At 61.2% G+C, this 24,362-nt stretch carries 25 protein-coding genes and 5 pseudogenes; 13 read left to right on the plus strand and 17 right to left on the minus strand.

The annotated features are described in order from the left end of the window. Window positions 1-6: 6 nt before the first annotated feature. The 9 genes from PEP31012_RS20970 to PEP31012_RS21005 all read right to left on the minus strand — a co-directional run bounded on the left by PEP31012_RS20970 (window position 7) and on the right by PEP31012_RS21005 (window position 8,268). Entirely contained in the window at window positions 7-1,872 is a 1,866-nt protein-coding gene (locus PEP31012_RS20970; protein ID WP_150591229.1) for a hypothetical protein, read from the minus strand. 62 nt (window positions 1,873-1,934) lie between these two features. Continuing rightward, window positions 1,935-2,582, minus strand: coding sequence for a hypothetical protein (locus PEP31012_RS20975; protein WP_094067664.1), 648 nt, complete (start codon window positions 2,580-2,582; stop codon window positions 1,935-1,937). Between the two features lie 402 nt (window positions 2,583-2,984). Next, the gene (locus tag PEP31012_RS20980; RefSeq protein ID WP_094067663.1) at window positions 2,985-4,964 is read right to left on the minus strand and encodes a tyrosine-type recombinase/integrase; all 1,980 of its coding nucleotides are present in this window, start codon (window positions 4,962-4,964) and stop codon (window positions 2,985-2,987) included. A 370-nt stretch (window positions 4,965-5,334) separates the two neighbouring features. Next, window positions 5,335-5,829, minus strand: coding sequence for an antitoxin Xre/MbcA/ParS toxin-binding domain-containing protein (locus tag PEP31012_RS20985; protein WP_376739879.1), 495 nt, complete (start codon window positions 5,827-5,829; stop codon window positions 5,335-5,337). A 997-nt stretch (window positions 5,830-6,826) separates the two neighbouring features. Further along, window positions 6,827-7,027, minus strand: coding sequence for a hypothetical protein (locus PEP31012_RS20990; RefSeq protein ID WP_039830432.1), 201 nt, complete (start codon window positions 7,025-7,027; stop codon window positions 6,827-6,829). A gap of 159 nt (window positions 7,028-7,186) precedes the next feature. Then, a complete protein-coding gene (locus PEP31012_RS23760; protein ID WP_165385207.1) occupies window positions 7,187-7,447 on the minus strand; it encodes a hypothetical protein in 261 nt (86 codons plus the stop codon). Beyond that, complete coding sequence (locus PEP31012_RS24085; protein WP_083902328.1) at window positions 7,408-7,620, minus strand: GDCCVxC domain-containing (seleno)protein; 213 nt, start codon at window positions 7,618-7,620, stop codon at window positions 7,408-7,410. The genes PEP31012_RS23760 and PEP31012_RS24085 overlap by 40 nt, the downstream gene beginning before the upstream one ends. Before the next feature lie 7 nt (window positions 7,621-7,627). Beyond that, window positions 7,628-7,903, minus strand: a complete 276-nt coding sequence (merP, locus tag PEP31012_RS21000) for a mercury resistance system periplasmic binding protein MerP (protein WP_094067661.1) — start codon at window positions 7,901-7,903, stop codon at window positions 7,628-7,630. A 17-nt stretch (window positions 7,904-7,920) separates the two neighbouring features. Beyond that, entirely contained in the window at window positions 7,921-8,268 is a 348-nt protein-coding gene (locus PEP31012_RS21005) for a mercuric transporter MerT family protein (protein ID WP_094067660.1), read from the minus strand. A gap of 76 nt (window positions 8,269-8,344) precedes the next feature. On the opposite strand from PEP31012_RS21005, the gene merR reads away from it, so the two are divergent. The 5 genes and pseudogenes from merR (at window position 8,345) to PEP31012_RS21030 (ending at window position 11,505) form a co-directional block, all read left to right on the plus strand. Continuing rightward, window positions 8,345-8,740, plus strand: coding sequence for a mercury resistance transcriptional regulator MerR (gene merR, locus PEP31012_RS21010; protein ID WP_017234406.1), 396 nt, complete (start codon window positions 8,345-8,347; stop codon window positions 8,738-8,740). A 170-nt stretch (window positions 8,741-8,910) separates the two neighbouring features. Beyond that, complete coding sequence (locus tag PEP31012_RS21015) at window positions 8,911-9,144, plus strand: hypothetical protein (protein WP_125338879.1); 234 nt, start codon at window positions 8,911-8,913, stop codon at window positions 9,142-9,144. Window positions 9,145-9,759: 615 nt separating this feature from the next. Then, window positions 9,760-10,035 (plus strand): metal/formaldehyde-sensitive transcriptional repressor, encoded by a 276-nt coding sequence (locus PEP31012_RS21020; protein ID WP_017234408.1) that lies wholly within the window; start codon window positions 9,760-9,762, stop codon window positions 10,033-10,035. 7 nt (window positions 10,036-10,042) lie between these two features. Continuing rightward, window positions 10,043-11,302 carry a CDF family Co(II)/Ni(II) efflux transporter DmeF gene (gene dmeF, locus PEP31012_RS21025; RefSeq protein ID WP_094067659.1) on the plus strand — a complete coding sequence of 420 codons (1,260 nt, stop codon included), beginning with the start codon at window positions 10,043-10,045 and terminating at the stop codon, window positions 11,300-11,302. Between the two features lie 3 nt (window positions 11,303-11,305). Next, a pseudogene (locus tag PEP31012_RS21030) lies at window positions 11,306-11,505 on the plus strand (DUF1289 domain-containing protein). A gap of 263 nt (window positions 11,506-11,768) precedes the next feature. On the opposite strand, the pseudogene PEP31012_RS21035 reads toward PEP31012_RS21030, so the two are convergent. Beyond that, window positions 11,769-12,129: pseudogene (locus PEP31012_RS21035) on the minus strand (transposase); the annotation flags it as partial. Window positions 12,130-12,237: 108 nt separating this feature from the next. Between PEP31012_RS21035 and PEP31012_RS21040 the strand changes: the two are divergent. The 8 genes and pseudogenes from PEP31012_RS21040 to PEP31012_RS21075 form a co-directional block, all read left to right on the plus strand. Next, window positions 12,238-12,471 (plus strand): annotated as a pseudogene (locus tag PEP31012_RS21040) (IS110 family transposase); the annotation flags it as partial. Then, window positions 12,440-12,715, plus strand: a pseudogene (locus PEP31012_RS21045) (APC family permease); the annotation flags it as partial. The pseudogenes PEP31012_RS21040 and PEP31012_RS21045, both read left to right, overlap by 32 nt. Window positions 12,716-12,961: 246 nt before the next feature. Next, on the plus strand, window positions 12,962-14,887 hold the full coding sequence (locus PEP31012_RS21050; RefSeq protein WP_150563911.1) for a copper resistance system multicopper oxidase: 1,926 nt from the start codon (window positions 12,962-12,964) through the stop codon (window positions 14,885-14,887). Between the two features lie 17 nt (window positions 14,888-14,904). Next, window positions 14,905-15,795: a copper resistance protein B gene (locus tag PEP31012_RS21055; RefSeq protein WP_150563912.1), complete on the plus strand. Its 891-nt coding sequence runs from the start codon at window positions 14,905-14,907 to the stop codon at window positions 15,793-15,795. Between the two features lie 72 nt (window positions 15,796-15,867). Further along, on the plus strand, window positions 15,868-16,254 hold the full coding sequence (gene copC / locus PEP31012_RS21060; protein ID WP_017234413.1) for a copper homeostasis periplasmic binding protein CopC: 387 nt from the start codon (window positions 15,868-15,870) through the stop codon (window positions 16,252-16,254). Window positions 16,255-16,259: 5 nt separating this feature from the next. Then, window positions 16,260-17,183: a copper homeostasis membrane protein CopD gene (gene copD / locus PEP31012_RS21065; protein WP_017234414.1), complete on the plus strand. Its 924-nt coding sequence runs from the start codon at window positions 16,260-16,262 to the stop codon at window positions 17,181-17,183. A gap of 124 nt (window positions 17,184-17,307) precedes the next feature. After that, the gene (locus tag PEP31012_RS21070; protein WP_094067655.1) at window positions 17,308-17,979 is read left to right on the plus strand and encodes a heavy metal response regulator transcription factor; all 672 of its coding nucleotides are present in this window, start codon (window positions 17,308-17,310) and stop codon (window positions 17,977-17,979) included. Next, the gene (locus tag PEP31012_RS21075) at window positions 17,976-19,376 is read left to right on the plus strand and encodes a heavy metal sensor histidine kinase (RefSeq protein WP_150563913.1); all 1,401 of its coding nucleotides are present in this window, start codon (window positions 17,976-17,978) and stop codon (window positions 19,374-19,376) included. The genes PEP31012_RS21070 and PEP31012_RS21075 overlap by 4 nt, the downstream gene beginning before the upstream one ends. 18 nt (window positions 19,377-19,394) lie before the next feature. Here PEP31012_RS21075 and PEP31012_RS21080 read toward each other — a convergent pair whose 3' ends face one another. From PEP31012_RS21080 to PEP31012_RS21110, 7 genes and pseudogenes are all read right to left on the minus strand, one after another. Continuing rightward, entirely contained in the window at window positions 19,395-19,901 is a 507-nt protein-coding gene (locus PEP31012_RS21080; RefSeq protein WP_198288704.1) for a TPM domain-containing protein, read from the minus strand. Further along, entirely contained in the window at window positions 19,895-20,689 is a 795-nt protein-coding gene (locus PEP31012_RS21085; RefSeq protein ID WP_051060219.1) for a TPM domain-containing protein, read from the minus strand. The genes PEP31012_RS21080 and PEP31012_RS21085 overlap by 7 nt, the downstream gene beginning before the upstream one ends. 188 nt (window positions 20,690-20,877) lie before the next feature. After that, complete coding sequence (locus PEP31012_RS21090) at window positions 20,878-21,099, minus strand: hypothetical protein (RefSeq protein ID WP_017234529.1); 222 nt, start codon at window positions 21,097-21,099, stop codon at window positions 20,878-20,880. Window positions 21,100-21,151: 52 nt separating this feature from the next. After that, window positions 21,152-21,814, minus strand: a complete 663-nt coding sequence (locus PEP31012_RS21095) for a methyltransferase family protein (protein WP_017234528.1) — start codon at window positions 21,812-21,814, stop codon at window positions 21,152-21,154. Between the two features lie 2 nt (window positions 21,815-21,816). Further along, a complete protein-coding gene (locus tag PEP31012_RS21100; protein WP_017234527.1) occupies window positions 21,817-22,080 on the minus strand; it encodes a DUF2933 domain-containing protein in 264 nt (87 codons plus the stop codon). A gap of 193 nt (window positions 22,081-22,273) precedes the next feature. Continuing rightward, window positions 22,274-22,492 carry a hypothetical protein gene (locus tag PEP31012_RS21105; protein WP_017234526.1) on the minus strand — a complete coding sequence of 73 codons (219 nt, stop codon included), beginning with the start codon at window positions 22,490-22,492 and terminating at the stop codon, window positions 22,274-22,276. Then, window positions 22,489-24,294 (minus strand): annotated as a pseudogene (locus tag PEP31012_RS21110) (copper-translocating P-type ATPase); the annotation flags it as partial. The pseudogene PEP31012_RS21110 and the gene PEP31012_RS21105, both read right to left, overlap by 4 nt. Window positions 24,295-24,362 lie beyond the last annotated feature (68 nt).

The raw sequence follows: 24,362 nt of genomic DNA on the forward strand, positions 1-24,362 counted from the left end.
TGTCTCCTAGCGCCCTTTCCACACCACTGGTTTGAGTCGATGTGTCAGCGAGCGAATGTGTGGCACTCGCGCAGGTCGCTTCGGCGCTGCTGTCGCGTCGATGGTGACGCCGCTCTCACGTGCCAGATTGGCAAGCTTGGTCGCGTCGCGAGATATCTTGGTTGGACGCTTGCGTGATTGTTCTTCGATACGTGTGGCTAGCGCTCGTGCAACTTCCTGCATGGGATCGTCATCTGGTGCATAGCGGTGCTCGTTGGCCTGAATCGTCCTCCGCATCTCCAGCGTGTGGGCATGTCGCCCCCACCCTGCGTGCAGTATTGTCAATCCGCCAAGCGCAAAGCCATTGCTTAGATAGGCGTCGCAATTGCGCGCATCGCGCGGCACATGCACCACAATCCTCTTGCCGATTAAATGCCACGCGCTTTGCAGGTTCTCGTTGCTGTAACGTGCGCCGCCAAATTCGACATAGGGTCGCCTGCCCTGCTGTATCGAGCCACGGACGACAGGCGTGACGATCTCCACACCCAATGCGGGCGAGTTCCACGAGGGCGTGGGCAGGGCGGGCAGCAAGGGGCCATCGAACCCACGTTGAGCGAAGGCACGAAGCACCTCTAGTGGTGACTGTCCTCCGAGCGCCCGATGGGGGGTAGCGTTGTAGTTGGCACACAGTACGTCCGCGAGATAGAGCAGTTGCTGGTACGTAATCCCCAGTCGGCTCGCGGTACGCACCGGATCACGTGCACGCGTGTCGCCCGGATGTGACCCGGTTGTTGATGGCAGGCGATGGAAGCCTCGCGTTTCCAACGTTTTGAACCAGCGCTCAAGCAGCGCGTTGTGTCCCCAATCGGCGAGTCCCCCATACGCGATGATGCAGCCGAGCCGACGACGCAGATGCTCCGCGATAACGTGGCTGTAGTGCTGCACCGCATTGTCCAGGTTCAGCACACAAGGGCTGCACTGGGCCAATTCGGGAATGAGGCCGGAGGGAAATCCTGCGCCTTGGGCATACTTGACGCCCAATATAGACGCCTCCATCGGCTGCCACGGGACGTTTGCCGCAACGAAGGCCGCTTCTATCGTTTGGGCGGACGGCTGCGTGGCAATGGCAATAGCGTAGCCCAAGACGCACCTCGAGTAACTGTCCAGATAGGCAATAAGCCATAGGCGCTCGATGGGCACGAACTGGGGACCTACCGGGCCGGTAATCTCCAGCGTGCCGATGCAATCAATTTTGTGCGCATCACACTGTGCAATGTCAAAGGGTGCCATCGCACAAATCGGAGAGCGGCGGGCGGTACCAAAGCGCAGTTTGTAAGCGGCATTCTCGCCGAATCGGGCGTCGACGGCGCCGTGCGGCGAGCGCTGGACAAGCTGAGTGACGTAGCGTGCCACGGATCTGCGCCCTTGGCTTTTCGTGTTCAGGGGGTAACTCCGCAGGGAGATGCCAGCGTCGAAACACCAGCCGCAGAGCCGCGTCCACGCTGTTTTTGCCGATACCCTAGCTTCGGCGACCTCCCCAGTAATGCGTCGGCCGAGAATGAGCGCGTCGAGTTTGTCTCGAATCTCAGGGTGCTCAGTCAGAAATTGCGTGAATGCGCCCGCGTGTCCGCTCCTGTCGGCGGGGCCCGGGAGTGATTTGTTTCGGTGGTAGCCGCATGTGCGCGCCCCGCAAAGCAGCCCTGCCCAGCCGTACAGACGCCCATCGTCGGCGAGTGTCACGCACCGATTGAGTTGCCGTATCAACACACTGCGAGACACCTGCGCGATCTGTGCGGCGCGAGTGAGGTGGCCGGTTTCCAGATAGAACGCGATGCCGGCTGACAAGCGTTCGAAGCGATCTCGCACAGCATCAGTGAGCTGACTGGAGTCCACGCGTCGCCAGTCTTCGGTGTTGCGCCACTCCCATGGGAGGGTCCGGGCGGTCAGTGGCCTGCTCACGACGGCACTCCCGCGCGCACAAGTTCGGTGCGCAGCGAAAGCGGCTCGTTGCCCAATGCGAGCGCGAGGCATCCGCTTTGAACGAGTCGAAACGCCGCAGCGATGTAAGTGTCACCCCGGCCAACTTCGTCCAACCGTGCGACATCCTTTAGCGAGATGGCATGCCCCGTGTCGAGCAGTGCCCCGACGGCCATGGATTCATGCGTCAATGGTATGCCGCGATACAGTGCAAGCCAGTGAATAATGCGCAACCAGTTGTGAAGATGTGCGCTATCGGCATGTAGGTCGTGCTCACGCAGGCGACAGTGCTGGGCCTCATATGCTTGGGCAAGTCGCGCGCGGGCTTGCTCTTTTGCCGGGTCAGTTGCTTCCCCCAGGCAACGCCACTCCCACGTCCCGTCGTGTCGGCGTACTTCCGCACACCAGGCGATCAATGAGCCGGGTGGGTCAGTCGATAACTGACGCGGCGCGGGCGCGTAGTTCACGGAAACGATGTCCGGCGTCGACTCAGCCAGTACAAAGTGGGCCAATTCCAGCTTTCCACTCAGTGCCCAGTCGCGATCCGATTTTGGACTGTAGACGTAGCAGAGGTTGGCTTTGCGATGCCCACGCTTGTCGTACGCGTCGGCCAGTGCCGCGCGCATGCGAGTCCCTGGGCGTGCGTTGGCCGTGGGCTTTGAGGTAGTGCTGGACATGGCGGGTCTCCCACGCTCAGTGGCGAGACGCACGTCTCATGAAGGTCGTACCACAGCGCTCCCCACGTGACGAAAGCAGGATGCACCAATCCAGCCTTGACATGGCCGCCTATGCGACCTATGTTCAAAGCGAGTGCCCCACCGGTCAAGGGGGTGTGCTAGCGGTAATCAACGGGTTCTGTCGCGCCAACGGCAGAGCCCGTTTGTATTTTCATGTTGGCGCTCGTATGCGTCTCCTTTCGGATCGTTGTGATCCGCTTCCTATATCGATAGGTCGTAACTCGCGCAAGGTCAAGTCCGGCGCTCGGTTGTGCGACTCGGTTGTGCCATCCAACAAGCCGCGAACGCGGGCTACAGGTGTTCGCCAAACGCCTTGTCCATGTCCTCAGCCCGCTTGCGTCTCTCGGGGTGCAAGTATTGTGAGGTGGTGGCCAGGCTCGCATGCCCCATCTGGTCTTTCACCACGTCGAGCGCAGCACCCCGCGCCACGGCGTGCGTGCCAAAGGTGTGCCGCAACCAATGGGGGGTGGCTTGGCGGATCTGATGGGCTGCCCCTGGATTGACCGTTTCATAAACGCTTGCCGCCTCAGCAAGCGTTTGGCGAAGCATATGGGCGAGTCCATTGGGTGACAGGGGCTGACGTGGATGGCGCTGCGCGTCCTTGCCCAGGCGGCCGATGAGCGGGACATCTGGATCGATGTGGTCTGCCACGTCCCCCATACCACGCTGCGCAAGATAGCGTTGCAGCATTTGCACCAAGGTCGTAGCCAACTCGACCACCCGCGTATGCTCACCTTTGCCCGTGACGACCAGACGCCAGCGCATACCGAGCCCGTCGAGGTTCTCGCATGACAAGTCCCGCACGCGTGCACTGGCAAGCTCAGATAACCGCAGGCCAGTGGCATAGGCAAAGCGCAGCACGAACTGACGGCGTTGGGCTACCGGATCGGCGGGGTCGAGCCGGTCTAGGTAGTCCTTGAGCAATCCCCAGTGGCCCTGGGACAGACTGCGATCGCGGTTAGCGCCACGATGCGGGTGCCCCGGTTTCGGTTTGGCGATGAGCAGCCACGGGTTGTAACGCAGGTACTGCACCGCCATAAGCCAGTTGGTCATGCGCTGCAGCACCGTCATCGACAGGCGAATGCTCGCCGGCGCGAGTGCGCTTGCGAAGGGGCGCCACGTGGAGCTGTAGCGAGGCAGGTGTCGTGATGCAATCCAGTGTGGCGGGGGCGCGGCGAGAAACTCTCGGTAGGCCGCGCAATCCTGCACGTCCACATCGGACAGCGCCTTACCCCGCTCGAACCAAGCCCAGTTCAAAAAGCGCTCGGCGTGACTGCGATACGAGCGCCACGTATTGCCACCGATCGGGTGCAGCGTGGCGAGCCAGGCCTGCACGGCGCCGAGATCGTGCGTGACAACGAGCCGACAAGTGCTCCCCATCAAGCGATTGTGACCATCTTGTCCGTCCAATCCCGTCGGGACGCTCAGGAACTCAAGGGGCGCTACACCGCCCAGTTGCGGTCGTAACAAACGCTGCACGTCAAGCCCCGCAGCGCGGCGCGGCACCAAGGCGTAGGCAGGTACGCTCTGTCCTAGCGAGCCCTCGTGGGCGTCTAACCATCGCTGCAGGCGACCGGCTGCGACCGGCCCCAAGCGGTGTACGCGGGCGTGCCAGCTCGGTCCATGCGTACGAATAAAGGCAATCAGATCCAGCAGCGAGAGGATGCCGGCGGCCTCCAGTCGCCCGGCAATCGCTCTATGGAACCAGCCGCGCACGTGGTGATGCACTTGTGGCTTGACGGCCAATAACTGCTGCAGGCGGGCCAGCGCTCGCAATTGGCCCGCCCGCAAGCGGTCGTTGCGCGCTTGACGCCGGTCGGTGCGCACCTCCGGGTGCGCTTCTTGAAAGAGCGCCAGCAGCTCCTTTTGACTAAAGCACTCGTAGGGATCGTAGGCTTCGGCAAAGGCTTCCAACGTGGGCACGCAGCTCGCGGATGCCGCATCACCGGACACCAATGATGGGCCGATGAGCACTTGTGGTGCGATGCCGAGGACTCGTGCACCGGTGTAGTCCCGCTCGCGGCGTGCGGCGGTGACCAATTGCTCACGTATCCAGCGCAGCGTCGTTCGAGCCCGGCGCAGATCGAGGCCGGTCTCCAGGTACTGGTCGGCCAAACGCTCGAGCGGCAAGCCTTCCAGATAACCCCGGAAGAACGCGAAGTGTTCGAGGCCGAGGTGCTCGCGGGTGGCCGGAAACGGGACGGCGCGTCCCTCGGTGCTGATGAAGGCGACGTCCGCCACGTCGGATGTGTGGGATTTGGCGTGGTGCATGGTCTTGCGCGGATTAGCTGTGTAGCGGGGGCGCTCCCCCAACTCGTGCGTGACTCACGGGGCCATCGCACGACGACGCCCTACCCGGCTAACCAGGGGGTGCCGCGCAGAACGCCGCTAGGGCGTTGATTCGCAAGAGGATAGCGCTCGGACCTTGCGCCGGTGTCAGATTTATTCGACAAAATCCGCACTGATGCTTATGGCACTAATCATCAGTCAATTTTGAGAAATATTTCCGATGGATGTTCTGACCCCCGATGGGCTTGGGCGTGATTTCTCATGGATGCGTTGGCGCGTTGATTACTTCGGCTGAATCAGGTTGCGAGCGAGGGCCCGGGCGCGAATTTTGATGATCGCAATATCGCCAACGCTATGCATAGGCCCCGCTCTGCATCCGTGCCAGGAGTGCCGACAAAAGCTCCTGCCCCAAAATCGTGTCTGAAAATTCCGCGGGACACCGGCCGCCAAGTGCCGGGGTTGGTTGCTGTAACCACTGGCCGGTCCAACGAGGCGGATCGAACCCGTCTGCCTGCCCCGACTGGACAACCATGGCCTCAACTTGCCCGATTAACCGGACAAGGCCAAGGACACGTTCGGCCTGGTCGACGGACAGGTGCTTCCGTTGCTTCACCTTGCGGTCGATTGCGGATCGCGAGAATCCTAGCGCTTTGACGAGGAATTCCTTGCTGATGTGCATGCGGTTTGCCACGCGCAGCACGTCACTTGCTCGCACGCCGTTCCTAATTCGTAAAACGCGCTCATGTATCGTGGCTTGGTACATTGCCCGAGCCTCGGAGAGGATGGACGTTGCGCGTTTGCCTCCCCTGTTGCCCTTAGGGGAATTCCACGTTGCAGGGGCTGCCATTTTGTCTTAGCGGGAGAGATACATGAACACGGCGAACACGAAGGCGATGGCAATCACACCCGCCCAACATTTCTGCGCTCCGGGACTGGATTGATTAATCGCGTCCGCAAGGTGGCTTCTTCTACGATACCTTCGACGTGCCATTTGCAGTGCGCTCCAAGGTGTCAGATTGTAAAATCTGGCGACGTGCCAACGATTCGATATTGGCAGTCTGCCGGCGAGCGTGTGTAAGGACTTTACGCCACATCCGTGCAGAATGGGGCTTGAAGCCTAACCCATTGAAACATCAATCTTGTCGCCAACAGCCCACCCGATTGCTTTCAAGACCTCGGCAAGTGGTCGACGCGATACATCAGCAATGCCGTCGGGAACTGGAACAAGACATGTTCGGCACAGCCGACGTATGGAACGTAAGGTAACTGGCCCATGGGGATGTTCGCAAGTTCATTGTCGGAGTCTGACAGGGGGGGCCATGACGCAAAAATTTTTTCCGAACCCGTTGCCTACGCCCACGCTACCTATTCCTCATCGACACCTTGTTGCATTTCGGTAGGCAGTCGGTCAAACGCATCGCGACGTGGCGAATCGACTACCAATCGGCTCGACCGTATAGCGCCTTTGGGCAACTGGCGCCGGTCTAATTCCGGTAACTGCATCAACCGAAAGCTGGCCAGCCAGCCAACTTACGAATGGTGTACGCGGCTGGGTAAGGTCAAAAGGGTGCGATGACTTGGCCCAACAACTCGCGGTCTACACCGCGCGGAAAATGACCGACAAGGCCTCGTCGCTGGAGCAACCTCCGGCTTGACGTCGCCGAGAAGGTCTGAACCGGCCTATGGGAATTTTCTGCTGCCGCGATAGCCTGGATTACTGGTCGTAATCGACGGGTTATTTGGGGACGTATACCGAGCAACAAATGGCTCGTTCGAGATCCCCACGCTGGGAGCCTCGACAGGAAACGAAACCTCTCGTACTGGATCAAGTTTTTGGACGAGCGTCAGTATGGCTTGGCCTTCTCCGCACGGCATTTCTCGAGCTCACGCGACAGTGCATCAATCTCCGACTGCATGTTGGCTGCTCGCTTGAGCAGTTGCCCCACCCGAAACCAATACTCATCACCCAAGTCGCCATCCGCCGAGGCGAGTTCGTGCAACTTGCGAAGTGCAATGGCCAGATCGATCTGATTCTCCGAAGACATCGACATGCTCCTTTTGTCGGCCCACATGCTACGTTCCCGTGCGAAATTCGGGTGGCGCGCACTTACGAGTTTATGTTCTCGGACCAGCTTGCCTGCCTCGAGTTTGAACTCTCGGTCGAGCACTCTTCTCGTTCCCAACGGCCATCTCCGATTTCGCCTTCACATTTTGACAAGGTGTTTTTGCAAACGGTAGCAGCCGAGTGTGGTCGATGTGATCTGCTCGGCTAAATCCGAACCAGTTTGACTGTTGGTTTTCAGGCAAAGCATCGCGCACACCGCCGGAACCACGGATTTGGCCATTTGGCCGCGACGCTTCCAACGGCGTGGCTTTCCCAGTCGCCATAGACGATCCGAGAGCGATTTAACCAACAGACTTGCCGCTACCCGCAGCATCCGCACTGCTGCTGGATCGGCGGACATTTGACCGAGCCGAACGAGCAGAAGACGCAACAGTCACCGGAGTTGGGGCGCAACAGCATCATGCAGTGACTGCACTCGTAGTAATACTGGCAGGCGTTGGTGGGCATGGTTTCGTGTTGGGCAAAACCGCAATGCGGGCAGGTCAACAAGGACTCGAGGATGACGGCGTTCATCGCGGCCTCACTTGCGAACGGCGGACGGATAGCCCGCGTTCCCCGTCGCTTGCGTCAACGCCTGCGGCTGGGCCTCGTCGGGATCGTAGGTGACGGTGGCGGTCTTCTTGTCGAAATCGACCTTGACGGTGCGGACACCGGTCACCCGCTTTAATGACTTCGTGACCGTTATCGGACACAGATCGCACGTCATGTTCTGCACGTCAAGCGTGACCGTCTCCGGCGCGCCAGCCAGTGCCGCTAGAGGCAAGGCCGCGAGCACGGTCATCAGCAGTTTGCGCATGGAAACTCCCTTTCAGTTCAGTAGAGCAACGGTGCGAGCCAAGGCACGGCCAAGAGGCCGAGCAGCGAGAGGGCAATGATCCAGAACACACGTCGCTGACGATGGATCGGACGAAGATTTGCGCAGGGCATGTCGGGCGCGCAGACCTGCGGCACCCCATAGAGCTTGCGGAAGGCCAGCCCGAGAAACAGCAGCGTCAGGCCGATGAAGAAGGGCCGGTACGGCGCCATCGCCGCCAGGTTTCCGATCCATGTGCCACCGACGCCAAGTGCGAGCAGCACAAGCGGACCGACACAGCATACCGATGCGCCCACGGCGGACAGCACGCCCGCAATGAGCGAACCTTTCCCGCTGAGTCGCGCCATACGCTTCTCCTTGAATTAGTTTGCGTTGGTGATACTCTAAATCCCGTACTTAAGTACGGAGTCAAGGAGACATGTCGTGGCAACACTGAGTATCGGCAAGTTGGCCGAGGCTGCCGGGGTGAACATCGAGACGATCCGGTATTACCAACGGCGCGGCCTGCTGGAGGAACCACCCAAGCCGCCAGGCGGGCATCGTCGCTATTCAGCAGAGCAGCTCAAGCGGGTGCGCTTCATCAAGCGAGCGCAAGCGCTGGGTTTCACGTTGTCTGACGTTGGCGGCCTGCTGGCGCTCGATGCAGCGTGCGCCTGTAAGGAGACGCGGGCGTTGGCCGAGCGCAAGTTGGCACTCATCGAGCGGAAGATAATCGACCTTGCCGCAATGCAAAAGGCGCTGGGCGCGCTGGTGCAGCAATGTGATGCGGGTGGCGGCGGGCCCAACTGTCCGATCATTGATGTGCTGGCTGGAGAATGAGCCTGAGCGCGCGAGTCCGTCGCCCCGCTGCCGCCGAGGGTGTGTTGATTGCCGCGCGCATGCATCGCTGTCGCAACTGTTCGACGCGTTGTTATGGCGGTGGCCGAGGCAGACCTGCAATGAAACCGCGTTGTCCGCACACTACGCATTTCCCGGCAACGCCACCGGCTATGGATGTCAACGCCACGCAATGTGCAACGGTCTATAGTTCAAATGTGCAATTAAGGGACGGACCGTCCCGGGCGGTTCCCGAATTTTGGCGGGTCGACATGATGATTGCGATCATCATCTGCAAAGTGTGGCTGGTGCTGCTGCTCGGGGCAATTCCTTCCGAACCGACAGTACCGGGTGCCGACATCGGATCAGCCACGTTTTCCGGCGTCGTTGCCGACATGCCCCGCTAGCGCGAATTCAAAGCGTCCGGAGCAGACTCTGGACACCCGCTTCGCCTTCCAATCTCTCCACGCTCGTGCTGCCGTCGGGGTCATTCCGCTCACGGCAGCCCCGCGCTTGCCATGAACTGCTTTCACGGCCATAGGATGCAGTTCAAAGTGTCCGAGTGCGCCAGCGCGGTACAAACATCGGCACGCGCTCGCGGTAGTCCGCATACGCCCGCCCAAAACGCTCCATCAATCGAGCCTCTTTTCGCGTTGCTAGGCGCACATAGGCAAACACGATAGCCGGGGCCAGTCCCAGCGTGAAATGAGGGGTATACGGATTCTGTGGTTGGTTTCGGCTTGTGCGGCGCAGCAGTGGCTGAAGTGGGGCAATCGTTGATTCCGAGGGCACAAAACGGCCATTAGCGACCGCCCGCGAGCACTGCAACGGAGACATCCGAATGTTTCCTCCGTACTGCCAAGCTGGCATTCCATTCGAAAGCACCACACCCGGCAGGTTGAAACTTTCTGGCGCGAAGCGTCGCACTGGCAACGCTCCATTCAACCCTCGTTTGATAGAAACGTATACCCCCGTACCCTATATGTAGTAAGATAGCCCCCTACACTATTTGGGGGCTGGCCGTGAGCCATACGATTCGCGAAAAGCAGAAGCTGCTCAACCGGGTTCGCCGTATCAAGGGCCAGGTCGAGGCCATTGAGCGAGCACTTGAAGAGGAGCGTGGATGTATGGATGTGCTTCAGCTCATCACTAGCAGCCGGGGTGCAATGAACGGGCTGCTCGCGGTCGTTCTCGAAGACCACATCCGCACGCATCTCGTCGACGCAGAACCGCACGACGACGAGCACGGCAGCGGCACCGAGCAACTGATCGAAGTGGTGCACAGCTACTTCAAGTGAGAGAGATATGAGCAAATTTGAGGACGCCGCTTTCGGGGCGGGACACGATCACATTTTTCTGGGCGCAGCCCACGAAGACAATGAGCGCAGAACCTGGATGGTGATTGCGCTGTGCAGTGCGATGATGGTGGCTGAAATTGTCGGCGGGAGTCTTTTTGGCTCTCTCGCACTCGTCGCCGACGGTCTGCACATGTCAACGCACGCTGGAGCGATGCTCATCGCCGCTTTGGCTTATACGTACGCCCGCAAGCATGCTGGCGACTCCCGCTTCGTATTTGGCACCGGCAAGCTGGGAGATCTCGCGGGCTTTACCAGCGCCATCGTACTCGCGATGATCGCGCTGCTGATCGCGTACGAAGCTGTTTCGCGCTTTCTCTCGCCCGTGCCCATCCACTTTGGTCAGGCGATCCCCATCGCCGTACTTGGACTGCTGGTTAATCTTGCGAGCGTCTGGCTGCTAAGCGGCGATCACCACGGCCATGGACATAGCCACGGGCATAGTCATGGCCACAGTCACGAGGAAGAGGTGCATCGCATCTTCGGTAGCGCCGGCGTATTCGCCTTATCGGTCTTCGAAGACGGGGTGCCGCCTGTCTTCCGCATTTCACCAGAAACGGACTCTTCGAAGCTCAACGCCGATGCTGCTTCGGTTACGACGATCCGCCCCGACGGCACGCGCCAGACGTTCGCACTTGTCGATCGCGGTGGCTATCTGGAGTCGAAGGACCACATTCCTGAGCCCCATGCATTCAAGGCCGTTGTCCGCCTGCCCGATGGTGAACATCAAGTCTTGTTCGAAGAACACGAGCACGCCGATGCTCAGGATGGAGCAAACCGTGACCACAACATTCGCTCGGCCTACATTCACGTGATTGCCGACGCGGCGGTTTCCGTGCTGGCGATTATTGGACTGCTGCTTGCGCGTGCTTTCGGCTGGGTCTGGATGGACCCACTTGCGGGTGTGATCGGCGCACTGGTGATTGCGAACTGGTCGTGGGGCTTGATGCGCGATACGGGCGGCATCCTGCTCGACATGAATGCGGACAAGCGTATGTCCGAGAACGTCCGTCATGTCATCGAAGACAACGGCGATACCGTGCTCGATCTCCATGTCTGGCGCGTCGGTCCGGGGCATATGAGCGCGATCGTTGCGGTGGCCACCGATGAATCGCGGCGCAACCCGAGCTTCTACCGCGCAGCACTCAAGCGCTTCAAGGGACTGTCGCATGTGACGGTCGAAGTGAACCCGACCCGCGCAGTGGCCTGAGTGATGCCAGTCAAATCGCCATGCATCGATGTCTGTGCGTTCGATGGTAAGACCGGGCTTTGCATCGGCTGCTTTCGGACGCCCGACGAAAGCAGCGGCTGGAAGAAAATGACGACCGCCGGCGTCATCAGATACTCAATGAGAAGACCCGGCGACAGGCGAAGGTAGCACGTGAGGTAAAGGTCGCTGAGGTGAAAAGCTGAAGGAATAGACGCGTTCCCCGGCACTGCCTGGGGGGGGCGGAGTGCACCGTATTGCGGACGTTTGAGCGGGGAGCTTGTCACTGGCAGAAACGGCCTAGGGTGTGAGGAAACGCCGATTGATCCGCAGCATACGCGGCGGCCTGCGAGTCCTGCCTTGTTTTACTGTTTCCGCGGTCAATTTGGTGACGACGATCTGCTGAACGGCTCTGATGCCCTCCGCACCGTCGTCTTCGGTCCGCTCGGAAGGCGCAAAGGGCGGGTGCTTACGCACCCGTCAGCCGCATTGCTTTCATCGTTTTCGAGAACCCCAGTGTTTTCAGCACTCGCTTGAGGTTGTAGGCGAGCACATCCAAGCTCATCTCGGTGCCCACGTTGGCCAGCCTGCGTGCCAGGAAGTGTGTGTAGCCCATCCAGTGCTTGAACGTCCCAAAGACATGTTCGACCGGTTCGCCTGCGTACTGTCATCGCATCCGGAGTCTTGTCGAGCTAGCGTTGGACGGCTTCAAGCACAGTCTCATGCTCCCATCGGGGGATTCGTCGTTCGGGGCTCGGCGTGCACTGTGACTTTATCGCGCATTGAGAACAGGCGCTGCTCCAGTAGCGGCGCAGTTGCAAACCGTTTTCCCCCGGCTAAGGATTAGTTATCGATATATGGACAGCGCCGAACTCTCATGATTGCGTGCATGTGGAGGCTCGAATGATGTCCATGGGCATCGCCGAATGAGTTGCTGAATGGAGGCATGCGGTGGTGCGCAACATTGGGCTCGTGAACTGACCAAACTGGGACATCAGGTCAGGTTGCTCTCACCGAGATTTGTGAAGGCATTCAACATCGGCAACAAGAGCGATGCGGCGGACGCGCGAGCGATCTGGCTAGCTGTCCAACAGCCGGGCAAGCACGTTACCGTAAAGACCGAAACGCAGCAGGCAGTACTTGCCATGCATAGGGTTCGGGAGCGGCTTCTACCTCGGGCTGACCGGGGTCGCTTGCGGCTGGTACTATCGCAAGGTGCTGACGCAGGGTCCGTGGGCCGTCGTGACCCATGTCATCTGGCCGGTGGCAAGCGGGCTCTTCCTCTTTTTCATCGCGGTCTACAGCATCCCGACCTTCGACTGGGCCACCAATGTCGTCGGCATGGCCGGCATTCTCATCGGTATCGTTCCGCTGCTGCTGAACCGCAAAAAGATCTGGGTAGCCCGGCGAGGCTGATCCGGCTGGGCGCCTGGCATTGGCCGCACGGGTCACCCGCTGACCCGTGCGAGCGGTGGAATTCGCGCATCGCCTCCCCGCGGCTGTCTTCAGCATGACAAATTCGTCATTTTGCCGTCATGTTATCGATGTCAGCGCCCGGATAATCTTGTGCCATGCCGCAAGGTACCGGCCGGGCGAACACCGCGGTACCGACTGACGGACATCGAGCCATACGGCGTTGTCGAGACAATCGGAAACGGATACATGCAAACGCACTTCGGCAGACGCACCTTCGTGAAGGGATTGGGGGCCGCCGGCCTTGCCGGCGGGCTTGGCCTGTGGCGTCCCCCAGTCTGGGCGATCTCGAGCCCGGGCCAACCCCATGTGCTCACGGGCACCCAGTTCGATCTCGATATTGGTCAGACCCCCATCAACATTACCGGCCAGACACGAACGGCCACGCTGATCAACGGCACCCTGCCCGGCCCGGTCCTGCGCTGGCGCGAAGGCGATGACGTTACCCTGCGCGTCGCGAACAAGCTTCAGGCGCAGACTTCCATTCACTGGCACGGCATCCTGCTGCCGAGCAACATGGATGGGGTTCCGGGGCTCAGCTTCAACGGTATCGACCCCGGCGAAACGTTCACCTATCGCTTCAGGGTGAAGCAACACGGCACCTATTGGTACCACAGCCATTCGGCCTTGCAGGAGCAGACGGGCGTGTACGGCCCGTTGGTCATCGACGCGAAGGATCCGGAGCCGTTCAAGTATGACCGGGATTACGTGGTCATGCTCTCCGATTGGACGGATGAAGACCCGCGGCGAATCCTGGCAAAGCTCAAGAAGCAGTCCAATTACTACAACTTTCACCAGCGCACGATCGCCGACTTCTTTCACGACGTCAGAACCCAAGGGTGGAGCGCGACAATCGCCGACCGAAAGATGTGGGCAGAGATGCGCATGAGCCCGACCGATCTGGCGGACGTCAGCGCCTACACGTACACGTATTTGATGAACGGGCAGGCGCCCAACGGCAACTGGACGGGCATCTTTCGCCCGGGCGAGCGCATCCGCCTGCGCTTTATCAATGGGTCGGCCATGACCTATTTCGACGTGCGAATCCCCGGCCTCAAGATGACGGTCGTGGCGGCCGATGGGCAATACGTCAATCCGGTCAGCGTGGATGAGTTCCGGATCGCGGTCGCCGAAACGTACGATGTGATCGTTGAGCCGGCGAACGGATCGGCTTATACGATCTTTGCTCAGTCGATGGATCGAACCGGCTTTGCCCGCGGCACGCTGGCCGTGCGCGAAGGGTTGGCGGCCGAGGTGCCCTCCCTCGACCCGCGCCCGCTGCTCACGATGGATGATATGGGCATGGGCGGCATGGATCACAGCGCAATGCCCGGCATGGATATGTCGAGCACGAGCGACGACGCGATACAGACCATGGATGGCACGCCTGCCAAGGATCCCAACGCCATGCCGGGCATGGATATGTCCAGCATGAGCGGTGAAAACCTGCAGACCATGGACGGCACGTCGAGCACGGATCCGGGGGCGATGCCGGGCATGGACGGCATGTCGGGATCGGCCACCGGCGCTGCGGCGGGCATGTCTGGCATGGATCACGGAGCCATGTCCGGCATGGGCGCCATGGGTGCGATGCAATCGCATCCCGCAACGGAAAGCGGAAATCCGCTGGTCGATGCGCAAGCCATGAGCCCCACGCCACGGCTCTCCGATCCAGGGATCGGACTGCGCAACAACGGACGTCGCGTGCTCACCTATGCCGACCTCAAGAGCACATTTTCCGATCCCGACGGACGTGAGCCGACGCGCACGATCGAACTGCACCTGACCGGCCACATGGAAAAGTTCGCCTGGTCGTTCGATGGCGTGAAGTTTGCGGACGCGAAGCCGATTCGCCTCAAGTACGGCGAGCGGGTCAGGCTGGTGCTGGTCAACGACACGATGATGACGCACCCGATTCATCTCCATGGCATGTGGAGCGATCTGGAGGACGAAGAAGGCAAGTTCATGGTGCGCAAGCATACGATCGATATCGCCCCTGGGTCGAAGCGAAGCTATCGCGTCACGGCCGACGCCCTTGGGCGATGGGCCTATCACTGCCACCTGCTTTTCCATATGGAGACGGGGATGTTTCGCGAAGTACGCGTGGAAGAATGATGCGAATGGATAAATCGATGTCGTCGACGATCCCGCGACGCCTCCACCGAATCGCCCTGGCCTTCGGCGTGTCGGCCGCCTTCGGTCACGCCGTTCCTGTCCTTGCGCAGTCGGCGGCTTCCCCGGCGCACGCGCACGTTCAGGCCGCGTCGGGGGACGTGGAGATTCAACCCATGCAACCCGCCGCATCGACCCCGACCGCGTCTCCGGTCCCGCCGCTCACCGACGCGGATCGCAATGCCGTATTCCATGGCGGGCATATGCACGATATGGGCGACGCGCAGATCAACTACCTGGTGCTGTTCGACAAACTGGAATGGCAACGCGCCGGCGGCGGCAATGCGTTGAACTGGGAAGGCACAGCCTGGGTGGGCGGCGATATCGACCGCTTGTGGATCCGTTCGGAAGGCAAGCGGACGGGACATGGTTTGGAGGACGCGGAAGTCCAGGCGCTTTGGGGTCATGCGATCAGTCCATGGTGGGACGTGGTCGGGGGCGTTCGCCACGACTTCAAGCCGGGACGGTCCCAGACGTGGGCCGCGTTAGGCCTGCAGGGGCTCGCGCTGTACAACTTCGACGTGGAGGCAACCGCCTATGTCGGCCAGGCCGGGCAGGCCGCCGCCAGGCTGGAAGGCAAATACGAGTTGCTCATTACCAACCGACTGGTGCTTCAACCGACGGCGGAAATCAATATCTACGGCAAGAACGATGCAAGCCGGGGTATCGGTGCGGGCCTGTCGTCCACCTCGCTCGGCTTGCGCCTGCGATATGAACTCGATCGCCAATTCGCCCCTTATATCGGTGTCAACTGGGACCGAAGCTACGGAAATACGGCGCGTTTCGCCGAGCAGGAGGGCCAGCGACGCAGCGAAGTGTCCTTTGTTGCGGGCGTTCGCGCCTGGTTCTGAGTCGGCGTTCGCACGTCCGGCGCACGACGTCCCCCCCTTTTTTTGCCTCACCCATTACCCACGGAGTTACCGATGAATCTTCGACACGTCGCCTCTCGCATCGCGGTGATCGCCGCCACTGGAGCCCTTGCCTCGGTCGCCTATGCGCATCCCAAGCTGTTGTCCTCGACGCCGCAGGAAAATGCCGAAGGCGCGGCGCCCGAAAAGATCGAGCTGCACTTTTCCGAGAACCTGATGACCCAATTTTCCGGCGCGGCGCTCGTCATGACGGGCATGCCGGGCATGTCCAGCCATGCGCCGATGCGGGTTGCCGCAAAGGTGTCGGGCAGCGACGATCCCAAGGTCATGGTCATCGCGCCGTCGCAACCCCTGCCGGCCGGCACCTATCGCGTCGACTGGCGCGCCATTTCTTCCGACACCCATCCGGTGACCGGGAAGCTTTCGTTCACGGTGAAGTGATCGGCATGGACAGTTGGGTCAACATCGCCGTCCGGTTCGCGCTCTACCTGGATCTCATGCTGCTTTTCGGATTGCCGCTCTTCGGGCTCTACGCGTTGCGGCGCCATGAACGACATTCCACGGATTTCGTGAGGCCGCTGCGCTCGCTGCTCGTGGCGCTGGTTGCCATCGGCATCGCGTTGTCTGTCGGCAGCATGATCGTAATGGGCAAAGCCATGACCGGCGCGTCCGATTACGCCTCGATCGGGGCGCACGCGTTTTCGATGCTGATCTCCGGTACGGCCTTCGGCGCGGCGTGGCTGGCTCGCATCGCCGCCCTGGCGGCAAGTCTTGCCGCCGCGCTCGCCCTTGCACGCCGCCCTACGACGTCGCTGGCGGTGGCCACCGTCTCCGGCGGTATCGCGCTGGTTACGCTGGCCTGGGGCGGACATGGGGTGATGGACGAAGGGGACAAAGGTGTCCTCCACCTCACGTCCGATGTCTTCCACCTCATTGCGGCCGCCGGATGGGTGGGCGCATTGACGGCATTCGGGCTGCTACTGCGCGTGGATCATTCGACGCCGCAAGCGCGCATCGCCCTGTTGAGCCGGACGCTGAACAGTTTTGCGGTCGTGGGCGCCATGATCGTCGTGACGCTCGTCGCCACCGGACTGATCAACTACGGCATGATCGTCGGTCCCACGTTGCGCGGTCTGTTCACCACCTCCTATGGGCAGTTGCTCGTCGTGAAGCTGGCACTCTTTGGCCTGATGCTCGGCCTCGCGGCGGCGAATCGCTACCATTTGGCGCCCTTGCTCGAGATCCGGGTACAAAGCGGGGATTTCCAGGGGGCGATATCCGCGCTGCGCCGGAGTCTCTTTATCGAAGCCAACGCTGCCACGGCGATCCTCGCTGTGGTCGCGGCGCTAGGCACGTTGAGCCCCGAATGACCGGGAGGGACGCCGCGGCATGCGCCGCGGACGTCCAGGCCGGGCATGGGATAATGCCTCGCTGCGCGGATGACGCCCACCCACGGCTCTGGCGGCATCGGCCGCCGGCCCGCCCAATTCTGATATGCGCATACTCATAGTCGAAGACGAGCCCAAAATGGCCGCCTACCTCAGGAAGGGTCTGATGGAGGCAAGCTATACCGTCGACACGGCGAACAACGGCAAAGACGCGCTGTTTCTCGCGCTGCACGAAGATTTCGATCTGATCGTGCTTGACGTGATGCTCCCGGAACTGGATGGCTTCGAAGTCCTCAAGCGCCTGCGTATACAAAAGCAGACGCCCGTGCTTCTGCTGACGGCGCGGGACACCGTGGAAGACAAGGTGACCGGCCTGGAGCTGGGTGCGGACGACTATCTGTCGAAACCGTTCGCCTACGCGGAATTCCTGGCCCGGATTCGATCACTCCTGCGGCGTGCTCCACGGGGTGTGCGAGACACGCTGGTCATCGCGGATCTTGAAATCGACCTGATCAAGCGCCGTGTGCGCAGGGGGCAGATCCGGGTCGACCTCACGGCGCAGGAATTCTCTCTGCTTCAGTTGCTGGCCGAGCGCCAGGGCGAGGTGCTGACGCGAACGTTCATTACCTCGCAGATATGGGACATGAACTTCGACAGTGACACGAACGTCGTCGATGTCGCCGTCAAGCGGCTGCGCGCCAAGATCGACAATGCCTTCGAGAACAAGCTGCTGCACACGGTCCGTGGGATGGGCTACGTGCTCGAGGATCGCTCGTGAGCTTCGACGCCAGGCCCTACTCCCTGCTGCGCCGTCTGACGGTGGCGTTTTCGACGGTCGCCATACTCGTATTCGCCCTGGTGGGCACGTTCCTCTATGATTCGTTGGCCACCGAGCTGCAGCGGCGCGACGACATCGAAATTACCGGCAAGCTGAACCAGTTCCTCCAGCTCATTCGCGATCAGGGCTCGATGGCGGCGATAAGGTCCAATCCGGCACTCTTCCACGAGGTGCTGCTCTCGCACCCTGGCGTCTATCTCGGCATCTTCGACGAGAACAACACGCCGCTCGTGGAACACTCGGACGCGGAGGCAGTAGACCTGTTGCCGGTAGCGACGTCGCACCACGCTTTGGGTGTGCCCTTTACTTGTGAGCCTGCGGGAATCGGCCTGTCGCGATGTATCTCCGGGCAGGCGGTGTTGCCGGGGGGCGGCACGGTTCGTGTCTCGCTTGTGCGCGCAGCGTCCGAGCGCCGATCTCTGCTCGACAGGTACCGCATTGACGTACTTCTCGCGATGGCCGCAGGGGCGGTGTTGGTCGGCACGCTGGGGTATGCCATTACCAGACGAGGGTTCCGGCCGATCCGCAGCATCGGTCGCCAGACCTCGCGCATCGAAGCGCATAACCTCGGCGAGCGACTCGACATTCGGGGCGGACCGCTGGAGCTTCAGGACATCGCGCTGTCTGTGAATCGAATGCTGGACCGGCTGGAACGCGCATTTGTGAGACTTTCGCAATTTTCGTCCGATCTCGCGCACGATATGCGCACGCCGCTTGCCAACGTCATCAGTTCATCGCAAATCACGTTGTCGCGCACCCGCACGATCGAAGAGTACGAAGCACTCATCGACTCCAACATCGAAGAATGCGAGCGGCTCCAGCGCATGACGGAAAATATGCTGTTCCTTGCTCGCACCGACAATGCCACACAGCACTTGGCGCTTGGCACGCTCGATGCGCAAAGCGAACTGCTCAGGCTTGCGTCTTACTTTCAGGGACTGGCGGAGGAGGCTGGCGTCGACATCGTTGTCGAGGCAGACGCTCGCATCTGGGCGGACGCGGGCATGTTTCGGCGCGCCGTGAGCAACCTCGTATCGAACGCGCTGGCGCATGCCGTGGCCGGCACCGCCATTACGCTTTGCGCCCATGAATCCTCGCACCACGCCATCGTCAGCGTGATGAACCTCGGGGAGTGCATCGCGCCCGAACATATCGAGAAAATTTTCGAGCGCTTCTATCGCGTCGATCCGTCTCGTCACGGATCCGCGAAGAACACGGGGCTTGGCCTGGCGATCGTCAAATCCATCGTGGAACTTCACCGCGGCAAGGTCGATGTCGTGAGCTCGGAGGGCAAAACCACCTTCATCTTGCTATTTCCGCGCCAACCGAGCGCATAGCGCCGCTCCCTCACCCCGTTACAAGACCACGGGCTTGTCGCTCAGCTCATTCGTGCCGCCGTCCCGTGCAGGGAAGTGTCGCCGCAGATGCCGGCCAACGGACTCGACGCCGGCGATGACACCGGCTTCGTATTCGCCTTTCTGAAAGGCGGCTTCCATCTGCCGGCACACGGCGCTCCATTCTCGCGCCCCGACTTTTTGATGGATGCCGCGATCCGCGACGATCTCGACGCTGCGATCCGCCAGCAGCAGGTAAATCAGAACGCCAGTGTTGTGCTCGGTATCCCATAGGCGTTGTTGGGAGAACACTTCGATGGCACGTTCGCGGGCGGTGAGGCCCTTGAGCAGTCCGGCCCAGCTCAGCGCGCCTTCGACGACAAAGCAGAGTTGACCGATGTGGCTGGCTTCGCCGGCCGAGATGGCCCGCTCGATCGCCTGCAGCGTCTTGCGCGGGAAGGTTTGCCTGACCTTCCAATGGGTCATCAGCAGATGTCGGCCCAAGCGCCGGAAATTTGGCATCACCATCTCCCCGAGGCGCCGCCGCCGCCGAATCCACCGCCGCCCCCACCGAATCCGCCCCGCCCTGACCCGCCGAAGCCGCCCATGCCGCCAATTCCCCAGAACCCGAGATGGGAACCGCCAACCATCGTAAAGAAGAGGGCGATCGCGCCGGCGAGAACCCCGAGGATGAGGGTTCCGGACAGCATCCAGCCGATGACGCCGACAACGCCGCCCGTGGCGACGGCGCCGGGGCCCCGGCCGAGGATCGATCGAAGCACGCCGCCGAGGACGAGCGTCAGCACCAAAAGGACTGGCAGGAAGGGGCGCACTGAGTCGTTTCCCTCACCGCTGATGCGTTTCGGTGGCGGTAACGGCTCGCCGTTGACAACGCGCATGATGCGTTCGACGCCGGCGCTCACGCCGCCATAGAAGTCGGCTTGCTGGAAGCGCGGAACGATGTCGTCGTGGAGGATCTGGTTGCTGATGGCGTCGATGAGCACGCCCTCGAGACCAAAGCCGACCTCGATGCGCACGCGCCGGTCGTCCTTGGCGACAATCAGCAGCACGCCGTCATCCGTGCCCTTGCGCCCGAGCTTCCATTGTTCGACGACTCGAATGGAGTACTGCGCAATGTCTTCGGGTTGCGTGGTCGGTACGATCAGAATCCCGATCTGACTGCCCTTCTCGGCCTCGAAGGCTTGCAGCTTTTGCTCCAGGGCGGCCGTCTGTTCAGGGGGCAATGTGCCGGTCAGGTCGGTGACACGGGCGGTCAATGGGGGAATGGCAACTTCGGCGCTCGCCCCAAGGCACACTCAAAGCAGCAACGCGGTGAATAAGCCTTTGACTGCCTGAAGCCATTTCACGTTGACCTCCCGGGAGGGCTGACGGGATATGCGTTGAACTCGCCCCGCGACGGCTGGGCGATCGCCGACGCCGTTGCCACCGCGACGTCGGGCGGTGCCTGGTATCCGAGACGCATTGCCGTCAAGTCGGAACGCCGTTAGCTGGAACGCCTAGGATCCTGCCTCGGCCACTCGACAAACGCAAGCAGCCAAAGCCCGATCAGATTGAACAAGGGCACGAACGCCAGTATCGCCCAAAAGGGCGACAGGCCGATCCGCATGAGAATTCGACCGATCGGATAAATCAGCGCCAGCGCCATGATGGCGAAGGTCAACCAATGGACCACACCGTATCCCGCCATATCGAACCAATGAACCATCACGATAATCTCCTTGGTGGCTTTGTCGCGGCGTCCCGCCGGGCCGCTGATGTCAGTGAGGACGTGCGCTGGGCGCCGTGTTTCCCCATCGCGGGATGAATCGTGGGGTCCGAAGGCAATAGCTGGCGTATTCCTGGCCAAACTCGGCGGCAGCCTCACGCTCCTCCGCCAACGCGAGATGAACATACATCCAGACCAGCACCGGAAACATGATCAGGGTGAGGAGCGTCGGCCACTGAATCAGAAAACCCAGCATGATCAGGAAGAACGCCGCGTACTGAGGATGGCGCATGCGTGCATAGAGTCCGGTGGTTGCCAGCCGATGCTCCGCCTGGGCAAGATACAGTACCCGCCAGGCAGAGGCGAGCATGACAAATCCGCCAAAAATCAGCCCGTTGCTCACCAGGTGGAACGGCCCAAAGTGTGGATTCGTGCGCCAGCCGAACATCATCTCGAGCAAATGTCCCGCGTCGTGTGAGAGGAAATCAATCCCCGGAAAATGCTTGTTCAACCAGGGCAACATGAGATAGATCGTGAGTGGGAATCCGTACATCTCCGTGAACAGTGCTACGAGAAACGCAGAGAATGCGCCGAAGGAGCGCCAGTCGCGCGAGGTCCGGGGTTTGGTGAAGCTGAAAGCGAAGATGATGAAGATGGCCGAATTGACGAACACCAGCCACCATAGACCATACCCGGGTTGAGTATCGTGCTGCATGTTTACTCCCCTTTTCCGTCCACACGCCGGGACGGTCTTTCTCCCGAATGCCGATGGCCGTGGTGGTGACCGTGATGCATGAAGAGATGCATCAACGGACAGGCGGCGAACAGAAGGAACGGCAGGTACGGAATGACGTGAGCCCGGTGCTCCGTGAACAGGAAATACGCAATGACGATCAGGAAGCCGATCAGAACCCACCTGGACCTGGACAATGTCCTGTGAGCCTCGTGCGACGTTTCCTGCTGAGGCATCTGGTTGTTCATATGCACTCCCGGTCGTCAGGTTATCGACAATAGCGCGCCCCGCCCAGCCGCCCCCGCCTTCCCGGGGAGGATGCCGATGTGCAAGGCCAGCAAGGTTTTGTTGAAAGCATTGCCCGCGACGCCGGCCGCGAGGGTATTTGCGGAATCGACGGAATCAGGTCTTGTGAAAGCCAGTTCATTTGCGCCCTCGTTCTCATGGCTTGTTGCGGGATTTCAATTCCTGGTCCACCGCGGCATGGATATCTAGCTCGGTTCGCCGCGAAATACGCAAGCTCATCCAGATCACCCAGACGGGGCAGGACAGCACCAACAGGGCCACCAGCACCGACATAAGCGAAATTCCGTACGCATAAAGGATGGCGATGGCCAGTAGCGTCGCCAACGTTGCACAGATCCCGACGGCAAACTTCATGTCATCACCTCCTCGTGGCCACTCAGACGTACGCGCTTGAGCATCGCCGAGTTGGCGACCACGCTCAGCGATGACAGCGACATGGCCGCGGCCGCGACGATGGGATTAAGTAGCCCCAACGCCGCGATCGGAATGCCGATCGTGTTGTAGAAGAAGGCCCAGAAGAGGTTTTGCTTGATCTTGCGCATCGTGGCTCGCGACAGCTCGATGGAGGCCGCCACGTCGCGCACGTCGTCACGGATGAGAATGATGCTGCCGGTCTCCTTGGCGACGTCCGAACCCGATCCAATGGCGATGCCGATGTCGGCCGCCGCCAGCGCCGGCGCGTCGTTGACCCCGTCGCCGACCATGGCGACCACCTCCCCTTCCGCCTGCAACCGCTGGATGGTCTTGACCTTGTCGTCCGGCATGACTTCCGCGATCACGCGGTCGATCCCCACCTGCCGCCCGATCGCTTGCGCGGTCCGCGTGTTGTCGCCGCTCAAGAGCACAACCCCGATACCGCGTGCCTTGAGCAGGGCGATGGCTTGCGACGCCTCGGGCTTCACTGTGTCGGCCACGGCGACGATGCCGAGGAGATCCTGCCCGCTGCCCACGAGCATGGCGGTCTTGCCGTCGGCTTCCAGGCCGGCCAGCATCGCTTCGGCCGTCTCGATCGCCCCGCCCTGTAATGCCAGCATGCGCCGGTTCCCCAGCCAGGCCCGCCGTGCGTCGACCTCGCCTTGAATGCCCATTCCCGAGAGCGCCTGAATATGGCTCGCCTTGAGGATCGGTAACCGACGATGCTGCGCGGCGCGGACGATGGCTTGACCGAGCGGATGCTCGGAGCCGGATTCCACGGCAGCGGCCAGCGCAAGCAGGTCAGCCTCCTGGTGACGCCCGAGGGGCACGATGTCGGTCACGGTCGGTTCGCCGCGCGTGATCGTGCCGGTCTTGTCGAAGACGACGGTACTGAGTTTTTCGGCACGTTCCAGAACCTCGCCGCCGCGGATCAGGATGCCCGAATCCGCCCCCTTTCCCACGCCGACCATCAAGGCCGCAGGCGTTGCCACGCCCAGCGCGCACGGACAGGAAATGATCAACACCGCGATGAAGGCAAGCACCCCTTGTGGGAAATGCCCCGCAAGCGTCCAACCGACGATCGCCAGCAGCGCGACGCCCACGACAGCCGGCACAAAGTAGCCCGTCACCCGGTCGGCCAGACGTTGGACCTGTGCCGAGCTCGCCTGCGCATCCTCCACCATCTTGATGATCTGGGCCAGTGCGGTGTCCGCGCCAATCTTGGTCGCCTGGAACGTAAACGCACCCGATCGGTTGAGTGTGCCGCCGATGACTTTGGCACCGAGGGCTTTGTCGACCGGCATCGACTCACCGGTCAGCATCGATTCGTCAACGCTGGATTGCCCCTCGGTGACGGTGCCATCGGTGGGTATCTTCTCGCCCGGGCGCACCACCACCCGTTCCGAGACCATGATGCTTTCTGCGGGAATCTCGACCTCGTGACCCTCGCGAATCACATGGGCCTTGGCCGGCTTCAGGTCAAGCAGGCGACGTACTGCGGCAGAGGATTTTTTCTTGATGATCTCTTCCATGTATCTGCCCAACAGCACAAAGGCAATGATGACCGCAGATACCTCGAAGTAGACATCGCGCTCGGCGACTCTGACAGGCAACCAGGACGGAAAGAACAGGACGACGATGCTGTAGGCATACGCGACCGAAGTGCCCAGCGCGATCAGGAAGTCCATGTTGATGTTGCGCGTGCGGATCGCGTTCCATGCGCCCTTGTAGAAGGGGTCTCCTCGTTTTCAGTGCAATAAGTGACGGTACGCAAAGCTAGCACTGGCGCGGGGGTGGTCTGGGTAGACCG

The sequence above is a fragment of the Pandoraea eparura genome, assembly GCF_902459725.1.
Classification (GTDB): Bacteria; Pseudomonadota; Gammaproteobacteria; order Burkholderiales; family Burkholderiaceae; genus Pandoraea; species Pandoraea eparura.